At 64.0% G+C, this 18,508-nt stretch carries 12 protein-coding genes; 8 read left to right on the forward strand and 4 right to left on the reverse strand.

Going from position 1 to position 18,508, the window contains the following annotated elements; genetic code table 11:
• Positions 1-2 precede the first annotated feature (2 nt).
• Entirely contained in the window at positions 3-2,291 is a 2,289-nt protein-coding gene (gene hypF, locus ACWJKU_RS00215; RefSeq protein ID WP_454144897.1) for a carbamoyltransferase HypF, read from the reverse strand.
• Positions 2,292-2,546: 255 nt separating this feature from the next.
• On the opposite strand from hypF, the gene ACWJKU_RS00220 reads away from it, so the two are divergent.
• Both ACWJKU_RS00220 and ACWJKU_RS00225 read left to right on the forward strand, forming a co-directional pair.
• The gene (locus ACWJKU_RS00220; protein WP_454144899.1) at positions 2,547-5,630 is read left to right on the forward strand and encodes a DEAD/DEAH box helicase; all 3,084 of its coding nucleotides are present in this window, start codon (positions 2,547-2,549) and stop codon (positions 5,628-5,630) included.
• A 3-nt stretch (positions 5,631-5,633) separates the two neighbouring features.
• Entirely contained in the window at positions 5,634-6,473 is an 840-nt protein-coding gene (locus tag ACWJKU_RS00225; protein WP_454144901.1) for an SWIM zinc finger family protein, read from the forward strand.
• A gap of 160 nt (positions 6,474-6,633) precedes the next feature.
• Here the strand turns inward: ACWJKU_RS00225 and ACWJKU_RS00230 are convergent, their stop codons facing one another.
• From ACWJKU_RS00230 to ACWJKU_RS00240, 3 genes are all read right to left on the reverse strand, one after another.
• Entirely contained in the window at positions 6,634-7,647 is a 1,014-nt protein-coding gene (locus ACWJKU_RS00230) for an aldo/keto reductase (protein WP_454144903.1), read from the reverse strand.
• 225 nt (positions 7,648-7,872) lie between these two features.
• A complete protein-coding gene (locus ACWJKU_RS00235) occupies positions 7,873-8,994 on the reverse strand; it encodes a tellurite resistance/C4-dicarboxylate transporter family protein (RefSeq protein WP_454144905.1) in 1,122 nt (373 codons plus the stop codon).
• A 226-nt stretch (positions 8,995-9,220) separates the two neighbouring features.
• Positions 9,221-10,243, reverse strand: a complete 1,023-nt coding sequence (locus ACWJKU_RS00240) for a DUF3298 domain-containing protein (RefSeq protein ID WP_454144907.1) — start codon at positions 10,241-10,243, stop codon at positions 9,221-9,223.
• Positions 10,244-10,490: 247 nt separating this feature from the next.
• Here ACWJKU_RS00240 and ACWJKU_RS00245 point away from each other — a divergent pair, with 247 nt between their 5' ends.
• The 6 genes from ACWJKU_RS00245 (at position 10,491) to ACWJKU_RS00270 (ending at position 18,416) form a co-directional block, all read left to right on the forward strand.
• Positions 10,491-11,033, forward strand: coding sequence for a hypothetical protein (locus ACWJKU_RS00245; RefSeq protein WP_454144909.1), 543 nt, complete (start codon positions 10,491-10,493; stop codon positions 11,031-11,033).
• A gap of 281 nt (positions 11,034-11,314) precedes the next feature.
• The gene (locus tag ACWJKU_RS00250) at positions 11,315-12,274 is read left to right on the forward strand and encodes a radical SAM protein (RefSeq protein WP_454144911.1); all 960 of its coding nucleotides are present in this window, start codon (positions 11,315-11,317) and stop codon (positions 12,272-12,274) included.
• 137 nt (positions 12,275-12,411) lie between these two features.
• Positions 12,412-12,810, forward strand: a complete 399-nt coding sequence (locus ACWJKU_RS00255; protein WP_454144913.1) for a hypothetical protein — start codon at positions 12,412-12,414, stop codon at positions 12,808-12,810.
• 193 nt (positions 12,811-13,003) lie between these two features.
• Entirely contained in the window at positions 13,004-14,254 is a 1,251-nt protein-coding gene (locus ACWJKU_RS00260) for a TolC family protein (protein WP_454144915.1), read from the forward strand.
• The gene (locus ACWJKU_RS00265) at positions 14,251-15,342 is read left to right on the forward strand and encodes an efflux RND transporter periplasmic adaptor subunit (RefSeq protein WP_454144917.1); all 1,092 of its coding nucleotides are present in this window, start codon (positions 14,251-14,253) and stop codon (positions 15,340-15,342) included. The genes ACWJKU_RS00260 and ACWJKU_RS00265 overlap by 4 nt, the downstream gene beginning before the upstream one ends.
• Positions 15,342-18,416, forward strand: coding sequence for an efflux RND transporter permease subunit (locus ACWJKU_RS00270; RefSeq protein WP_454148194.1), 3,075 nt, complete (start codon positions 15,342-15,344; stop codon positions 18,414-18,416). Before ACWJKU_RS00265 ends, ACWJKU_RS00270 begins: the two co-directional genes overlap by 1 nt.
• The last annotated feature ends 92 nt before the right edge of the window (positions 18,417-18,508 follow it).

The raw sequence follows: 18,508 nt of genomic DNA on the forward strand, positions 1-18,508 counted from the left end.
GGCTACGGACTGTCAAGCCGGGCGGCCGCCATGAGCTGCCCGAGCGCCAGGCCGCCGTCGTTCGGCGGAATCCGGCCGTGGCGGAAAACGTCGAAACCGGCGGATTCGAGAGCCGACACGATCAGCTCGGTCAGCACGCGATTCTGGAACGCGCCGCCGCTCAGCGCGATGCGCCCGATTCCGATGTCCTCCGCCACCGCCACCGCCGCGGCGGCCAGCGTTCGGTGAAATTTCGCCGCGGCTACGGCCGGCGGCAGGCGTTTCATATCGTCCAGCAGGGCCGCCATCGCCGGTTCCCAGTCGACGATCCGGCGCGATGACGAACCGGCCGGCGGTTCGACCAGTGCGAAAGGATAGCTTTCGATCGTTTCGGCCTGCTCGGCGGCGAATTCGACCGCCATCGCGGCCTCGCCCTCGAAACCGTTGATCTGGCGAAGACCGAGCAGGCTGGCGACAGCGTCGAACAGCCGCCCCACGCTGGAGCAGCGCGGCGCGTTCAGTCCGCGCTTCAGCATTTGCGCCAGGGTTTTCAGTTCCTGCGGCGCGAACCCCGAGACCGGCGCCAAATCCGTCCGCTCGAACGCCGCTTCGCCCATCCATTCGTATAAAAGACCGAGCGCCGCCCGGCGCGGTTCCCGCGCCGCCCGTTCGCCGCCGGGCAGCGGGAACGAGCGGAAATGGGCCGCGCGCCGGAAGCCTTTCGTTCCCGCCAGCAGGAATTCGCCGCCCCAAAGCGTCCCGTCGCCGCCCAGCCCGAGTCCGTCCCAGGCGATGCCGAGGACCGGCGGCTCTAAGTCGTTTTCGGCCATGCAGGACAATACATGGGCATAGTGGTGCTGAATCCGGACGAGCGGTTTTCCGCAGCTCTCGGCGTACCGGCCGGAGGCATAGTCCGGGTGCAGGTCGCAGGCCACTCGCTCGGGCCGCGCTCCGAAAACGGCTTCGGCTTCGGCGACCGTCCTGGCGAAATTCGCGCGGGCTTCGGCGGTGTCGAGGTCGCCGAGATGCTGGCTGACGAAAGCCCGGTCGCCCAGGCCGGCCGCGATCGCGTTCTTGAGATGCCCGCCTGCGGCCAGAACCGACGGCAGCGGCCGGCGAAGCTTCACCACCGGAGCGTACCCGCGCGCCCGACGCAGCAGCAATTCCCGGCCGCCCACCTCGCGCAGCACCGAATCGTCCAGGGCGCGGAGAATCGGCCGGTCGTGCACCAGGAAGATGTCGGCGACGTTCGCCAGCCGCGACAAAGCCTCCCGCTCGTCGGTGCAGATCGGTTCGCCGCTCAGATTGCCGCTGGTGGCGACCAGGGGCGCTCCGAAATCCGCCAGCAAAAGATGATGAAGCGGCGAGCAGGCCAGCATCACGCCGAGATAAGGATTGTCCGGCGCGACACTCGGTGCGACGGCGCTTTGTTCCGTCACCCGTCGCCGCAGCAGCACGATCGGGGCGGCTGGAGCCATTAGCGCGTTTTCTTCGATCGGCGAGGTTCGACAGAGCGCCCGGACCCGCTCCAGCGACGCGACCATCACCGCCAACGGCTTGGAGGGCCGCGCCTTCCGGATGCGCAAGCGGGCCACGGCCGCTTCGTCTCGGGCATCGGCCAGAAGCTGAAAGCCGCCGATGCCTTTCAAGGCGACGATGGCCCCGGCGCGCAAGGCCGAAACCGTCTGGCGCAGCGCCTCGTCTCGAACCGCGCGCTCGCGGCCGTCGCTGTCCCATAGCGCCAGCCGCGGACCGCAGGCGGGACAACTGGTGGTCTGGGCGTGAAAGCGGCGGTCGTCGGGATTTTCGTATTCGGCGCGGCACGCCGGGCAGAGCCCGAAATTTTTCATCGCGGTGCGCTCGCGGTCGAACGGCAGGGCTTCCACGATGCTCCAGCGCGGACCGCAGTGGGCGCAACTGGTGAAAGGATAGCGGTAGCGCCGGTTCGCCGGGTCGAACGTTTCGGCCAGGCAGTCCGGGCACGCGGCGATGTCCGGAAGCACGAAGACGGGAGGGCGGCCCCGGGTTTCGCTCGGTTCCAGGGTGAACCGCCGATAGCCGGCCGGCGCCATGGGAGTCGCGTCGAGCGTCTCGATCTCGGCGTGCGGCGGCAATTCGCTGGTCAGCCGGGCGAGAAATCGCTGCACTGCGTCGCCGGGTCCCTCGACTTCAATCACGACGCCTTCTCGCGTGTTGGCGACCCGGCCGCACAGCGCCGAGGCCAGCGCCAGCCGATAGACGAAGGGCCGGAAGCCGACGCCTTGCAACGAGCCGGTCAATCTGATGAATAAGCGTTGCGGCGGATCGTGCATGATGCTTTATTGTTTGGGATGGGCTGAAGCGGGTTGGCCGCGGATGCCGGGGCTGTTCATGAACCGTTGCGAGCGTGTCGTCATGAGGCGGCTTTCTCCGGTATGCCGTGTGCCCGTCGGATCCTTCGCGCCGGCCATCTCGGTCGAGGTCCTTCGTCACGGCTTTAAACGGATTCTGAGAAATAATTCACGGATCGGCGCAAACCGGCGCTTGCCGGGTAAAATAGCCGATTTTGGGCTTCTGAAATACGCGACATGAAAGTCCTGCACTGCACATGGATTCCCGAGTGTACCGACGAATTCGTCCAGCCGGGCGATTTCTGGCTGTGGGTAGAGCATCACGGCGAACCGGCCGGGGGCTCGGGAGCCGCGAACCGTCATCCCCGGAGTCTCGCCAAGGCGGAGCTGGTGGCTTTTCTCGAAGGCGAACTGGGGCTGGACATCTCGCCCTACGAGCGCCGGTTCCACTTCGCGCCGCAGACGGTTCTCCTGCCGACGGTCGGCGGCCTGCCGCTGACGGCCTCGGAGTTCGAGGGCGGCGCGGACGAAGAGCCCGGCGAGGCGGCGCTACAGCGCTGGGAAGTGGACGGCTACCGCCTGGCCCATCCTTTCAAACAGCTCGGCGAACTGCGTTTCGTGTCGGTTTACCGGACCTCGCAGGGAAAGGCGGGCGTCGACCTGCTGTTTTGGCATTACTTTGCGCAGTCGCTGAAATCGGTGATCGTGAAGGATCGTTACATACCGGCGCTGTTCTATCGCGCCGTGCAGCCGGAAAGCTATGAAATCTATGCCGGCTGGGAAATCGTTTCCGACAGTTACGAGCGCCTGATCCGGGAGGCGGCCGAAAGGATGCCGCCGGTGTGCGCGACGGCCGGCGGTCTCGCCTACGAAAAGACCAGCCTGCTCAGGCATTGCGCCGATGTCCTGGTGCACCGCACCGTCGTTCAGGCGGCGTCGACCACCAAGCTGGGCCGGAAGATCGAGGGCACGCTGCTGAATGCTTGCCGCAACGGCGCGCCGGCGGGCCATCCGTGGAAAGTCGACGAGAACGTCGAGCTTTACCGGCAATGGCTCGGCTGGCGGCGCAATCTGGCGGGACGGCGCGAAGAAGCGGATCTTCAATTGGTGTTCCGGTTGCAGGAAGCGTCTTCCGAAGACGAAGCCTGGCGCTTGGAAATCCTGCTCTCGCCGCGCCGCGATCCGGCCTTGCGCTTGCCGCTGACCGAATACTGGGCGCTGAGCGCCGAAGGGAAGCAGGCGTTCGCCGAGCCGGTCGGTCCGGATTTCGAGAAGAATCTGCTGCTCGGACTGGGGCAGGCGGCCCGGATCTATCCCAAGCTGTGGGAAGGCTTGGACGAGGCGCGCCCCACCGGCGTCGATCTGACGTTGGAAGAGGCTTTCGCGTTTCTTCAGGAAGATGCCTGGGTTTTGGAGGATGCCGGATTTACCGTGATGGTGCCCACTTGGTGGACCCCGCAAGGCCGCCGGCGCGCCAGAGTCCGCCTCTATGCCGGCCGCCGTTCGCCCTCGGATTCGGGCACCCGGCATGCGCTGGGGCTGCAAAACCTGATCGCCTACCGCTACGAATTGGCACTCGGAAACGAGACCCTGGAAGAGGCCGAATGGGAGCGCCTGGTCGAAAGCAAGACGCCGCTGGTCCGCTATCGCGGCCAATGGCTCACGCTGGATCGGGAGAAGATGCGCACGATGCTGGAGTTCTGGCGCAAGCACCGGAGCGAGGACGGCGGCATGAGCCTGCCGGAACTGATGCGGAAGTCGGCGGAGGAGTCCGATCTGTTCGAGATCGATCCCCAGGGGGCGTTGCTGGAGATGTTGGGCAAACTCCGCGATCACAGCCGCTTGCAGCCGGTGGACGACCCGCCGGGCCTGGTCGCGCGGCTTCGGGATTATCAGCGGCGCGGGCTCGCCTGGCTGTGCTATCTCGAAAGCCTGGGGCTGAACGGCTGCCTGGCGGACGACATGGGCTTGGGAAAGACGGTGCAGGTGATCGCGCGCCTGGTCCACGAGCGGGTCGAACCGAAGCGGCAAGATCCCACCCTGCTGGTGGTGCCCACCTCGGTGATCGGCAACTGGAAGAAAGAGCTCGAGCGTTTCGCGCCGGGTCTGCGCGCCGTGGTCCATCACGGCGGCGGCCGTTTTCGGGACGTTGCGAAGTTTCGCCAGATTTGCCTGGAACACGACGCGGTCATCACCTCTTACGCGCTGGTCCGGCGGGACGAAAAGCTCTTTTCCCAAATCCGGTGGGCGCGGATCGTGCTCGACGAAGCCCAGAACATCAAGAATCCCCTGTCCGCGCAGACCAAGGCGGTGCTGCGGCTCAATGCCGAGCACCGCCTGGCCCTGACCGGAACCCCGGTGGAAAACCGCCTGCTCGACCTCTGGTCGATTTTCAATTTCCTGAATCCCGGTTATCTCGGCAAGCAGGCGCAGTTCCGCCAGCGCTACGAGCTTCCGATTCAGCGCGACAACGATCCGGTTCAGACCGAGACCCTGAAGCAACTGATCGAACCGTTCATTCTCCGGCGGGTCAAGACCGATCCCAATATCATCAAGGACTTGCCGGAAAAGGTCGAAAACAAGCAATTCTGCCATCTCTGCAAGGAGCAGGCCTCGCTCTACGAGGCGGTGGTGCGGGACGTCGAGCAGCGCCTGACGACGACCGAGGGCATCGGGCGGCAAGGGTTGATGCTGTCGGCGCTGATGCGGCTCAAGCAGGTGTGCAACCATCCCGCCCAGTTTCTGCGCGACGGCAGCGAATTCACGCCCGAGCGCTCTCCTAAGCTCGAGCGGCTCCACGACATGCTGACCGACGTGATCGCCGAGGCCGAAAGCGCCCTGGTCTTCACCCAGTTCGCCGAAGTCGGCGCGAGTCTGGACAAATATCTGCGCGACGCCCTGGGCTGCCCGGTGTATTACCTGCACGGCGGAACGCCGCCGGCGAAGCGCGAGCGGATGATTTCCGAATTTCAGGACCCGGATATCGAGCCCGGCGTGTTCATCCTGTCGCTCAAGGCCGGCGGGGTGGGCATCACGCTCACCAAGGCCAATCACGTCTTTCACTTCGACCGCTGGTGGAACCCGGCGGTCGAGGACCAGGCCACCGACCGCGCCTTTCGCATCGGACAGCGCAAGAATGTCTTCGTCCACAAGTTCATCACCATCGGCACGCTGGAAGAGCGCATCGACCGCATGATCGAGGACAAGAAACAGGTGGCTTCGCTGATCGTCGGAAACGACGAATCCTGGCTGACCCGGTTGGACAACGAGGCGTTCAAGGAGCTGATCGCCCTGAACCGCCAGGCGGTGATGGAGGAGTAGACCGTGAGCACTTTCGGCAAAACCTGGTGGGGCCAGCGTTTCATCGAGGCGATGGAGACGTTCGTCGATCCGAAACGGCTGACGCGCGGGCGCCAGTATCTCAGCACCCACCGCATTCTCGGATGGCGGGTGGAGCGGAACAGCCTCCGGGCGCGGGTGCGGGGGCGGGTGAGCCCTTACCTCGGGTTCTACGAGGAGCCCGTCTACGAAATCCACATCGAATTTCAGCCCCTGCCGGAATCCGCCTGGGACAATGCGGTCCGGCTGATCGGCAGCCGGGCGGGGTTTCTCGCCCGGCTGCTGCTCAATGAAATGCCCGACGAGATCGAGAAACCGTTCGACGAGCTGGGGGTCGATCTTCTGCCGCGGAGCCGCAAGGTCATCAAGGCGCAGTGCTCCTGTCCCGATCCGGAAAATCCGTGCAAGCATATCGCCGCGCTGTATTACCTGCTCGCCTCGCGGCTGGATCACGACCCCTTTCTGCTGTTCGAGCTGCGCGGGCTGCCCCGCGCCGAACTCGCCCGGCGGCTCCAGGAGACGCCCCTGGGCGCGGCGCTGGCCCTGGCCTTGACCGAGAACGGGGGAGATCTGTGCTCGGCGGAATCCTATTTCAACCGCCCGCAGCCGGTCGCCGTGCCGGAGACCGTCGTTCCCAGGGACTATTGGCGCGGCGCCAAGAAACTGCCCTCCGGGGTGGAACCGCCGGAATCCGCCCCGGTCTCGGGCATTCTGGTCAAGAAGGGCGGCGATTTTCCGCCGTTCTGGCTCAAGGACGTCTCTTTCGTCGATGTCATGGACGCTTTTTACGACCAGGTCCGAAAAAAAGCGAAGGATTGGATGTGACCGGGATGCGGAAATGCCGGCCTTGCCCGCCGCCTTCCGAGGCGACGGCTTCGCTCGTTTCGAAGTAAAGCCGCACTCCCCGGATGATCGTCGGCGGTTGCCGGGGTCGGGTCGATGCCTCCCCCGAGGAGCGGCATCGACCGCCGTACACGGACGCGGGTCAGGGATTGACGAGGAAGTGCCGCTGATGCCAATAGGGATAAACCGGCGTCACTTCGCTCGCGGCATCCAGCTTCGCCATCTGTTCCGGGGTCAGGTTCCATCCCGCGGCGCCGAGGTTGTCCCTGAGCTGCGCCTCGTCGCGGGCGCCGATGATCACCGTACACACCGTCGGGCGCTGCAAGAGCCAGTTCATCGCGATCTGCGGGATGGTCTTGCCCGTTTCCGCCGCGATTTCGTCCAGAGCGTCGACGACCCGGTACACCTGTTCGTCGGGTACCGGCGGTCCTATTTCCGCCGTCTTGTGGAGCCGGCTTTGCGCCGGGAGAGGCTGGTTGCGCCGAATCTTTCCGGTGAGCCTTCCCCAGCCGAGCGGACTCCAGACGGCGGTTCCGACCTTCTGATCGAGCGCCAGCGGCATCAGCTCCCATTCATAATCGCGTCCGATCAGCGAGTAATAGGCTTGATGGGCCACGTAGCGGGACCAGCCGTGCCTTTCCGAGAGGGACAGCGACTTCATCAGGTGCCAGCCGGAAAAATTGGAACAGGCGAGATAGCGGATCTTGCCGCTCCGCACCAAATCGTCGAGCGTCCGCAGGGTTTCGTCGACCGGCGTCAGTTCGTCGAAGCCGTGCATGGTGTAGATGTCGATGTAGTCGGTATTCAGCCGGCGCAGGCTGGCTTCGCAGGAGCGTATCAGGTGATGGCGCGAAGTGCCGCGGTCGTTGGGGTCGTCGCTCATCGGATAGGTCGCTTTCGTCGAAATCAGAACCTTATCCCGGCGCCCCTCGATGGCCTGGCCGAGGATTTCTTCCGACAAGCCGTGAGAGTAGGTGTCCGCGGTGTCGAAAAGATTGACGCCGGCGTCCAGACAAATATCCACCAAGCGGGTGGCCTCCCGGACATCGCTGCTTCCGAAGGCGCGGAAATAGTCGTTTCCGCCGCCGAAGGTCGCGGTGCCGAAACTGAGAACCGGGACTTTCAGTCCGGAGCCGCCGAAGGATCTGTATTCCATGGTTTGGATTCCTCCCCTGGGTTTCGCCAGAATGATTCGATGGAACGGAAAACTCGACCGATTCAAAGGATGCCCGGCATGGCTTCCCGCCTCGCCCGCGAGCGCCGTGCGCGGCGGCCGGGTGAAAACGGCTTCGCTCCCGTGGTACGGGGCCATCTTACCCCAGTTTTGGCCGGCCGGTCCCTCGAGCGGGGGGCCGGCACCGCCGGATTCGCCGATGCTGCGCTAAGTCCGGAACGCGGCAAGCCGGCGCAACAGGCTGAAAGCGAGGCCGCCGAATGCGGTTCCCCACGCAATCAGCGCCGCGTACAAAAAAACCGCCGGCAGGAATCCGAGGAAATCGAGCGTCATCGCCCGGCTCATTTCGTGCGTGCTGACGGTATACATGCCGAGCGGAAAGACCGCGCCCCAGTAAAGCGGGTCGTATCGTAGAGGGAAGCGCCTGTAGATGTGGCGCCATACGCCGAGAATCAGCAACATGGGTATCCACCACGTGCCCGTCGCCCAGTAAAAAACGGTAAAGCCCTTGAGAAACGGAAGCAGCGAAAGCAGGAAGGGCGCATCGGACGCGTTGCGGATCAGCAGCGATCCCGCCAGGGTGGAGATGGCCATCGCGCCCATGTTGATCCAGTAGGGCGGCGAGAGATCGCCGGGGGAAAAACGGAAGAAAGTACAGCGATAGAAAATCAGCGACATGATCCAGATGTACAGCATGCCGCCCCATAACCACATCGAGAGCGCGACGAAATTCAGTTCCTGCCGGTAGGCTGCGTCGAGGCGGGCGGCGATCAAGGCGCCGAGCACGGCGACCGACTGGGTCGCGACCACCGCGAGCAGCCAGCCGCCGCTGATGCCCTGATCCAGCGCAGGCTTGTGTTCCTTGACCGTAAGGGCGGTGAAGATCGTGTAAGTGAGCCCGGCCCAGAGTGCGATCGCCAAGAACCAGAACGCCATCCCCGTCCGAACGCTGTCGGCGAGAATCACGAACTGGCTCCCGAGGATGCAGGAACCCGCCACCGTCGTGAAAAATCCGGGCGCGCGGAGATGATCGGCCATGTCGTCGAAGAAACGGCGCGGATAGCGGATCAGGCGCGCGAGCGTCAACAGCCACAGTATGCCGTAGACGGCCATGTTGAGCCGGAACAGGATTTGCGCGACGCCCGGCATGGACAGCAGATGCGCGGCGAGAGACACGATGCCCGTCGCCATGACCATGCCGAAATAGGCGGGCGACAGATCGGCCAGGTCCGACGGTGTCCGTCTGTCCGGCGGCGCATTCCGGGCCGGCGCGCGGCGCGCGATCGTCATCGTTCGCGGACCGGCGTCCGCGCGCCAGAGGTTACGCATCGCGCGTCCGGGCCGGGGGGCGGATCGACGCGCCGTCGTCTTGTCCATCCGATTCGAAAGTGTGCATGTGCATTCTCGTGCAAAAAGACGGGAATTCGAAAAGATAACGCCATTCACGCAAGATGTCTTGCTGGAGAACTCGGTTGGCGCCGGGCTTCGGCCGCGCCGGCTAACGTTCCGGGCCGTGCGGCATTTCGGAACGCAGCGGCTTCATTTCGAGGAAAATCTAAAAGTCCGGCCCGTGGGCGGCGAGCGGCCCATTCCGGCGGCGGAACTCGGCGAGCGAACGCTTGGGAATGACTACCCGGAAACTCCCTTCGACGTAAGGACCGACCGCATAAGGTGAAAAATGAAAAACGAGTCCGGCCGGGATCACCGTTACGGGAATCGACGCCTTGCCCAAGTCTTGGACGAAGTTCTTGATCTGTCCCTGGATCACCCACGACGCTTTCTGCCGCTCGAGATCGGCGGTCAGCATCGCCGAGAGCTTCTTCAACGTCTTCGGCGATTTTTCCAGCAAGTCCCACAGTCCGATCTTCCGAACCGATCCCTCCGCGCCGAGGACGTAATTGCCGGTGTCGAAATTCGTATTGCCGTGAGCGCCGCCGGAGTATTCGTAATGAGTCCACAGCATGCTGACCAGATCGGGGCCGGCGATTTGGATATCGCAGGACGTTTGTGCCGTTAAGTGGTCGAGCCTTTCCGGTTCCGAAACATCCTGCATCTCCTCGCGCCAGCTACGCACCGACTGGGCGTTTTCGGCAAGGGTTTGCCGCGCCTCGGCTTCCAGCCGCTCATTCAATCGGGCGAACCGGGGTTCGTCGAACACCGGGTATTCTGTCTCGGCATCGACGTCTTCGTCGCGCAGGGCCCGAATCGTTGCGATCCTCTCCAGCGTGAACGGCCGTTGTTTCCGGCCGTCGGGGCCGTTCCAGATTCCCTCGCCCGTTTTGCCGTTTTCCGTGAAGCGTCCGAGGAACGTGCCGGTGCGTTTATCTTCGGTTTCGTGGCGGGATTGCAATATTTCGTTCCACTCGAAACCGCCTTCCTGGCCGGCGGTTCCCTCCAATCTCAGGCTTTCCGCGCCGCCGCCGTCGTACCGGATCCGGCCGCGAAACCGATCGTGGTCCGCTTCCACCGAGATCAGAAGGCCGATGCGTCCGTCGATCGTCGACCGATAAACGGCGGAGTCTCCGTAAACCGCCGAAGTCGAAAGGATAAATCCTAAAGCCAGCACTCTTTTTTTCATTCTTGTTCCCGATGAACCGAGTCCTTCCTCAAAGTGTAACAAGCGGCCGAACACCGCCGAAACAGCCCGCCATCTTTCCCGGCTCATGCCGCCCGGTCTCGTCAAAGCGTAGATGAAGACGCCGGAATGTTCGAACCGCCCCGTTTCCGCGGGAACTTTTCGGGGTTGAATCGGCCATGAACAATAAGCGCGGCGAATCGCGCCGGCCGGCCATTCCGAATTTCGGGCCACTGTCGAAGGAGGCGGTATGCACGACTGGAACGTCGTCGTTTCGGTGTTCGAGCATGGGTTCAGGCGCGCCTGCGATCTGCTCGAGCCGATCGCTTCGGTGCGGAAAACCGATTATTTCAATGTGCTGGTGATGAAAGTCGACGATGCGGAAGGATTTCTGCGGATACTGAAGGACTGGTCCGCCAAAGAGCCCGAAATTTTCACGCAGTGCATTTCCCGCGCGATTCCCCTGACGGTCCTGTTCGGCTTTCAAACCCCGGCGGAGTTCGAGGCGAAAGCGCGGGAGGCCGCCGTCCGCTGGCTGCCGGAACTGTCCGGCGCGCGATTCCACGCGCGCATGCATCGCCGCGGATTCGCCGGGCGCCTGTCCAGCCAGAACGAGGAGCGTTTTCTCGACGAATTCCTGCTGGGCAAGCTGAATGAGACCGGAACGTCGGGCTGGATCGATTTCCGGGATCCCGATGCCATACTGGCCGTCGAAACGGTCGGTCAGCGCGGCGGACTTTCGCTGTGGACGCGGGAGCAACTGCGGACTTATCCGTTCCTGGGGTTGAACTGAGAAAAGCCCGCCGCGGGCGGCAAATTTTTTTACCGCCTCGCGCCACGAAGCCGCCGGATGCCTGTCTCAAACAGTTGAGAGCGCGAGGCGCCGATCGCTTTTTTGAGCCGTACGGCCATGAACCTGAATCCGGCCGCTGGAAACAACCTGAAAAGCCCTCATCCCCGGTCCTTCTCCCGGAGGGCGAAGGGCGTTTGACCCCTCTCCCTCCGGGAGAGGGGTTGGGGAGAGGGCCGGCGTGGCCTAGCGGCCGTTTCGTCGATTCAACGGCGGTTTTTAGGATGAATTCAGCGAAAAACCTCCCGAAAGACTTTCGAGCCGCTTATCTCGCCCTGCTTGAAAGCGGCGAATTGGAGCAGCGGGCCCGCATCGCCCGCGCGCACCTTGAATCCTGCGATCTCTGCGCGCGCTATTGCCGGGTCGACCGGCGGCGGACGATCCAGGGCGCGGTGTGCCGGACCGGGGCGCGCGCCGTCGTCTACAGCTACGGTCCCCATCACGGCGAAGAAGACGTGCTGCGCGGACGGAACGGCTCGGGAACGATTTTCTTCAGTTGGTGCAACTTGCGCTGCGAGTTCTGCCAGAACTGGGACATCAGCCAGAAGGGCGAGGGCCGCGAGGTCGAGCCGGACGAACTGGCGGCGATGATGCTGGACTTGCAGGCGCGAGGCTGCCACAACATCAATTTCGTCACGCCCAGCCATGTGGTGGCGCAGATCCTCGAAGCGACGCTGATCGCCGCCCGACGAGGGCTCAAGCTGCCCCTGGTCTACAACACCGGCGGCTACGACAGCCCCGAGGCGCTCGCTCTGCTGGACGGCGTCATCGACATCTACATGCCGGACATGAAATACGGCGATTCCGCTATCGCCCACCGCTATTCCCATGTGCGGAATTATTGGGAGGTCAACCGGGCGGCGGTGAAGGAAATGCACCGACAGGTGGGCGACCTGCGGTTGGATGAAAATGGCTTGGCCTATCGAGGGCTGCTGGTTCGCCATCTGGTTCTTCCGGCCGGACTGGCCGGGACGGCAAAGGTTCTGGAATTCATCGCCCGCGAGATTTCGACGGAGACTTATCTCAATCTGATGGGGCAGTACTATCCCTGCTACCGGGCGAGCGAGCGGCCGGAGCTGGCCCGTCCCATCACCGCGGCGGAATATCGAGAAGCGCTGGACATCGCCCGGCGTCTGGGTTTGACCCGGCAGGACCGATCCTCGCGCAGGCGCGACCTGCTCTGAGCGCTATGCCCGCCGGCTTCGGCGATTTCGGAGAGCCCGGCGAAAGCGCGCTGCGGCGCTCGATTTGTCGCCGTATTTTTTTCGGCGTTCCATCAGGACTATACTGTTCAAACATTTACCGGCCGTCCGATTGTCGAATGGTGACCACGCCCGTTCCACGCCTGATCCTCCTGACCCTCTTGACGCTGATGCAAGTCATCGCGCCTTGGGTGCATGCGCACACGGCCGGCGAAACGAACGCTTTTCTGCACATGCCGGGATTGGAATTCCTCTCCAAAAGCGGGAAGAACCTGGTTCAGGCCGATGTGTCGCCGCTCGATCAGGACATCGTCGTCGGCATCCAGGCCGGGCTTCGGGGCGAGATCGATAAAGCCGGGCTTTTGCCGGGGGCGGACGATCAGCCTTGCCTTCCCGCCGCGGCCGCGCCGGTCCGTCGGCCGCCGGCTGCCGACCCGCCTTTTTTCGGAGAGTCGCCGCCTCCGCCCCCGCATTTCTACCGCAATGCCGCTCCGCGCGCGCCGCCTTTTGCTTCTTGAGTCTTTAAGAATCCTTTAACGGACTTCCGCGCTCTGTTTCCGGTTCGATCGGGCGTTTGCTCTGCGGGGCGGGCGGCCGTCGATGAAAAGAACCGAGTGGAGGAGTCGGGCAACCGGGCATGGGGGGCGCTGTCCGTCGAGCATGCGCAGCAGTTACCGCCGTCCCGACTCGCGATTTTGGGAGAAAAATATCATGAAGCTTTTAGTGTGTGCGGCGGGTGCGGCTTGTTTCTTCGCGGCCGCGCCCGTCGCCTCCGAAGAGCGGATCGTCGATCGTTACGATGAGTTGGTTTTCGACGAATCGCTGAATCTTGGCCAGGTCATCGAGGCCGCTTTCGAAAAATACCCGCAAAGCGTGCTAGTCGCGGCGTTCGAGGACGAGGCGAAAGCCCTGGAGCGGCGCAGCGCCAGTTGGATCGCGGGGTATCCCTCGATTTATCTGCAATGGATCGACGACCGCGCGTTCAACGATCGCGGCGAGGTGGAAATACAGACCGGCTATCAGATTCCGGTATGGATGTGGGGCCAGCGCGCGGCGAGCAGGGCCGTGGCCGAGGAAGCGAAGCAGAGCACCGCGTTGTTCGCGCGGGCCCTCAAGCACGAGGTTGCGGGCCTGGTACGCGATGCGCTTTGGAATCTCAGGTTGGTGGAAAACCGCTTCGAACTCGCCAAGCGTATCTACGAGGTTTCCAGGCAGTTGAGCGCCCTGGTGCAAAGGCGCGTCGAGGTCGGCGATCTGGCCCGCGCGGATTTGTTGCTCGCGGAAAGCGACGAGCTGGAAAAAAAGACCGCGATGGTCCAGGCCGAGGCGGACGTGATGCAGGCGCGCAAGAATTATTTCAACCTGACCCGCCTGGAGCGCGCGCCGAAATCCTTCGAAGAGGCGCAAAGTCCCCTGAAGACATTCGACGAGAGCCATCCGGCCCTGGCCGTGGCCAACGCCTTGATCGAGCGCGCCCAGGCGGAAGTCGAGTTCACGCGGAGATCCAAGCAGGGCAATCAGCCGTCGATTCTGGTCGGCACTCAGCACGATCGGGCAACCAGCAAAGAAGGATTTAACAACGAAACCAACGTGGTGCTGCAAATTCCCATCGGCGGAGAAGCCTATAACGCGCCGTACGTGGCTCAAGCCAATATCGCCATGACCCAACGCATGGCCGATCGGGACGTGTTGCTGCGGCAACTGGAAAGGGCGCTGCTCGATGCGAGGCGCAATCTGGACGTCGACCGCACCGCTCTGGCGATCGCCGAAAGGCGGCGGGAAATCGCCGAATCCCAGCTCAAGATGAGCCGGCTCGCTTTCGAGACCGGGGAGATTTCGCTGATCGACTATCTCAAGATCCAGGCCACCGCCCAGGCCGCCATTCGCGATGCCGAGCAGCGGACCATCCTGTTGCAGCGGGATATCGCGATCTATAACCAAGTCGTCGGAGTCACGCCATGAGGCTCGTTTTTTTGGCCATGCTTTTGGGCTTGTGCGCGGCGGGATTCGCGGCGGAAAAACCGGTCCGGCTCACGGCGGAGCAAGCCCAGCATCTCGGCATCCGCACGGCGAAGCCGGAAGAGGTCGCGGCTCTGCCGCTGGCGCGGGCGCCGGCCCGGGTCGTCTTGCCGCCGCAAAAGGAATTCGTCGTCAGCTCTCCTCAGGTCGGTGTGATCAGCAATGTCGCGGTACCTCTCGGCGTCAAGGTGAAAAAAGGCGAGGTGCTCGCCCGCATCCAGAGCCCGGACCTGCTCACGCTGCAACGGGAATTGCTCGATGCCGCCTCCGATTTCAGCCTTGCCCGGGCGCGCCTGAAGCGGGACGAGACGCTGCTCGAGGAAGGCATCATTTCGCGCCTTCGCTGGCAGGAAACCAAGGGCGATTTCGACAAGGCGCAAGCCGCGCTGCAGGCCGCGGAGCAGACCCTGGCGGCATCGGGGCTGGGCCGGAGCGAGATTCAACGGCTCGAGAACGATCGTCAGCTCAGCAGCCTGGTGGAAGTGCGCGCCCCGATCGACGGCGTCGTGCTCGAGCGCCTGGCCGTGGTGGGGCAGCGGGTGGATCGTCTGACGCCGCTGTTTCGGATCGGCAAGCTGGACGAGTTGTGGCTGGAGGTCGACATGCCCCAGGAACGACTGCACGAGGTGAAGATCGGCGACCGCATCAGTGTGGAAAATTTCCGCGCGACCGCCCGCATCATCGAAGTCGGTCAGCATGTCGATCCCAGGAGCCAGACCGCTCTGGTGCGGGCCGTGGTGGAGCAGGGCGGCGATGAACTCCGGCCCGGCATGCAAATCAATGTGCAACTGATGCACAAGAGCACCGACCTCATCTTCCGGGTCCCCGTCGCGGCGGTGTTCAGCTACGAGGGCAAAAACTATGTCTTCGTGAAAACCGCCGGGGGCTTCGAGGCACGGGAAGTGGCGGTGGCCGGCCAGGAACCTTATAACGTGGTGGTCCATGAAGGGCTGCGGCCGGGCGAGGAAGTCGCCGTGCAGGGTGTGGCCGCGCTCAAGGCCGCCTGGCTCGGCATGGGAGAAGGCGAATGATTGCGCGCCTGATCCGGTTCGCGCTGACCCAACGCCTGTTCGCCCTGCTGAGCGCCCTGCTCCTGGCCGGCGCCGGCTGGTTCGCCGCGGCCAATCTCCCCATCGACGCCTTTCCCGACGTGTCGCCGACCCAGGTCAAGATCATCGTCAAGGCGCCCGGCATGACGCCGGAAGAAGTGGAGGCGCGCATCACCGCGCCGGTCGAAGTGGAAATGCTCGGCATTCCCAGGCAGACCATGCTGCGCTCCATCGCCAAATATGCGCTCACCGACATCACCATCGACTTCGAGGAAGGCACCGACATCTACTGGGCGCGGCAGCAGGTGGCGGAGCGACTGAACGGCGTCTGGGGCAACCTGCCGGCCAATGCCGAAGGCGGCATGGCGCCCATGACCACGCCTTTGGGCGAGATGTTCATGTTTACCGTGGAAGGCGAAGGACTCAGCCTCTCGGAGCGGCGGACCCTCCTCGACTGGGTGATCCGCCCGGCGCTGCGCACCGTGCCGGGCGTCGCCGACGTGAACGCCCTGGGCGGGATGGTGCGGAGCTTCGAGGTCATCCCCGATAACATGGCGCTTACGGCCCGCGGAGTCACCATCGGAGAATTGACCGACGCGCTCAAGTCCAATAACCGCAACGACGGCGCCGGGCGCCTGATTCAGGGCGAGGAGGCGCTCCTGGTGCGCGCCGAGGGGCGGATCGTGGACCTCGACGACGTGCGCACCATCGTCGCGGCGGAGCGGAACGGCATTCCGATCACCGTGGGCGACGTGGCCGACGTGCGCATCGGCGCCTTGACCCGCTACGGCGCCGTGAGCCAGAACGGCCGGAGCGAGGCGGTCGAAGGGCTGGTCCTCAGCCTGCGCGGAGCCAATGCCCGCCAGGTGGTGGAAGGGGTGGAGAAGAAGCTGGAAGAAATCAGGCCGGCCCTGCCCAAGGCGGTGAACGTCAGCGTGTTCTACAACCGCGGCAACCTGGTCGGGAAAGCCATAAACACCATCGTCCGGGCCTTGATAGAGGCCACCGTGCTGGTGCTGATCCTGCTGATTCTGTTCCTCGGCGACTTCAGGGCCGCGCTGACCGTCGCCTTCATCTTGCCCATGGTGGCGCTGTTCACGTTCCTGCTGATGCACCAGTTCGGCCTCACGGCCAATCTCATGAGCCTCGGCGGTCTCGCCATCGCCATCGGCAAGCTGGTCGATCCGGCGGTGGTGGTGGTGGAGAACATCACCTCCCGCCTGGCCGAGCACGGCAAGACCGGTCGGCTGCCCCGGCTGCACGTGATCTACCGGGCCATGCGCGAAGTCACCGCGCCCGTGGTTTCGGGCACCATCATCATCGGCATCGTGTTCGTGCCGCTGTTTTCGCTTCAGGGACTGGAAGGCAAGATGTTCAAGCCCGTGGCTTTCACCAACGTGTTCGCCATGAGCGGATCGCTGATCTTTTCGTTGATCGTGATCCCGGTCGTGGCCTCCTTCCTGATGAAGCGCGTCAAGCACGAGGAGCCCTGGCTGGCGCGGAAGTTCCTGGCGCTGTACCGTCCGGCCCTGCTCTGGTCACTCGCCCACAGCCGCACCGTTCTGCTCTGCGCGGGACTGCTGCTGCTGTCCACCCTGCTGGTTTATTCCCAAATCGGCAAGACTTTCATGCCCACCATGGACGAGGGCGACATCATCGTGCAGGTCGAGAAACTGCCGTCCATCACGCTGGAGCAGTCGGTGCGGCTGGACCAGCAGATTCAGAAGGCACTCCTGGAGCACGTGCCGGAAATCACGCGGATCACGGCTCGGGTGGGAGCGGATGAACTCGGCCTGGACCCGATGGGTCTCAACGAAACCGATACGTTCATGGTGCTGAAGCCGGAATCCGAATGGCGCATGAAGAGCAAGGAGGCCTTGATCGACGAGATCCGCAAGGTTCTGGACACCATTCCCGGCATCGCCTACGGCTTCACCCAGCCGATTCAGATGCGGGTCACCGAGATGCTGACCGGGGTGCGCGGCGACGTGGCAGTGAAGCTGTACGGCCCGGAACTCGCCGTGCTCAACGCCAAGGCCGAGGAAATCGCCGGCGTGATGCGGAAGATTCCCGGCGCTTCCGACGTGTTCACCATCCGCAACGAAGGCATGCAGTACCTGGTGGTGAAAGTGGACCGGCTGGCCGCGGGGCGTCTGGGATTGACGTCCGATTCCCTGGCCGACACGCTGCGCGCCCAGATCGAAGGGCTCAAGCTCGGCATCGTCCAGGAAGGCGTCCGCCGCACGCCCCTGCTGCTGCGGGGTTCGAGCGAGCCGGCCAGCATGTCCACCTTGCAGATCGCCTTGCCCGACGGACGGCGGGTGCCGCTGTCGGCGGTCGCGAAGATCGAGCCGGTGGAGGGCGTGGTGGCGGTCAACCGCGAGCGCGGCCAGCGCTATACCTCGGTGCGCAGCAACGTCGAAGGGCGGGACCTGGTGGGCTTCGTGGACGAGGCGAAGAAGGCCGTGGCCGCCCAGGTGCAACTGCCCGCCGGTTATTACATCCAGTGGGGCGGGCAGTTCGAAAATCAGCAGCGGGCCGCCGCCCGCTTGGCCATAGTCATCCCGGTATCCGTCGGACTGATCTTCCTGCTTCTGTTCTCCACCTTCGGCTCGGTGCGCCAGGCCGTTCTGGTTCTGGCCAACGTGCCGCTGGCGCTCATCGGCGGCGTGTACGGGATTTGGATTTCCGGGGAGTATCTTTCCGTATCGGCCTCGGTGGGCTTCATTTCCCTGCTGGGCATCGCCGTTCTGAACGGCGTGGTGATGGTGAGCTATTTCAATCAACTGCGGGCTTTGGGGCTGCCCATGGACGAAGCCGTGGTGACGGGCGCCATGCGCCGGCTCCGGCCGGTGTTGATGACCGCCGGCATCGCCGCCTTCGGGCTCATTCCGCTGCTGTTCGCCACCGGTCCCGGTTCGGAAATCCAGCGCCCCCTGGCGGTGGTCGGCGTCGGCGGGTTGTGCACCTCGACCCTGCTCACCCTGGTCCTGCTGCCGATCCTCTACCGCCGCTACGGCGAACCCAAACGCCCGGCCTCTCTTGGCGCGGATTAGGGCATTTTTCGCTCGGGCCGTAGCCGCTTGGACGGTCTGCGGGCGTTGACCCAGGTAGCGCTAAATGCGGCGCCGGTTTTCGAGCGGAGCCA

It is taken from the genome of Methylocaldum sp. MU1018 (assembly GCF_053646775.1).

Coding starts and splice junctions, on each gene's coding strand:
- ACWJKU_RS00260 (WP_454144915.1), top strand. CDS start 13,004: ATGAAGCTTTTAGTGTGTGCGGCGGGTGCGGCTTGTTTCTTCGCGGCC.
- ACWJKU_RS00245 (WP_454144909.1), top strand. CDS start 10,491: ATGCACGACTGGAACGTCGTCGTTTCGGTGTTCGAGCATGGGTTCAGG.
- ACWJKU_RS00230 (WP_454144903.1), bottom strand. CDS start 7,647: ATGGAATACAGATCCTTCGGCGGCTCCGGACTGAAAGTCCCGGTTCTC.
- ACWJKU_RS00235 (WP_454144905.1), bottom strand. CDS start 8,994: ATGCGTAACCTCTGGCGCGCGGACGCCGGTCCGCGAACGATGACGATC.
- ACWJKU_RS00255 (WP_454144913.1), top strand. CDS start 12,412: ATGGTGACCACGCCCGTTCCACGCCTGATCCTCCTGACCCTCTTGACG.
- ACWJKU_RS00265 (WP_454144917.1), top strand. CDS start 14,251: ATGAGGCTCGTTTTTTTGGCCATGCTTTTGGGCTTGTGCGCGGCGGGA.
- hypF (WP_454144897.1), bottom strand. CDS start 2,291: ATGCACGATCCGCCGCAACGCTTATTCATCAGATTGACCGGCTCGTTG.
- ACWJKU_RS00250 (WP_454144911.1), top strand. CDS start 11,315: ATGAATTCAGCGAAAAACCTCCCGAAAGACTTTCGAGCCGCTTATCTC.
- ACWJKU_RS00220 (WP_454144899.1), top strand. CDS start 2,547: ATGAAAGTCCTGCACTGCACATGGATTCCCGAGTGTACCGACGAATTC.
- ACWJKU_RS00240 (WP_454144907.1), bottom strand. CDS start 10,243: ATGAAAAAAAGAGTGCTGGCTTTAGGATTTATCCTTTCGACTTCGGCG.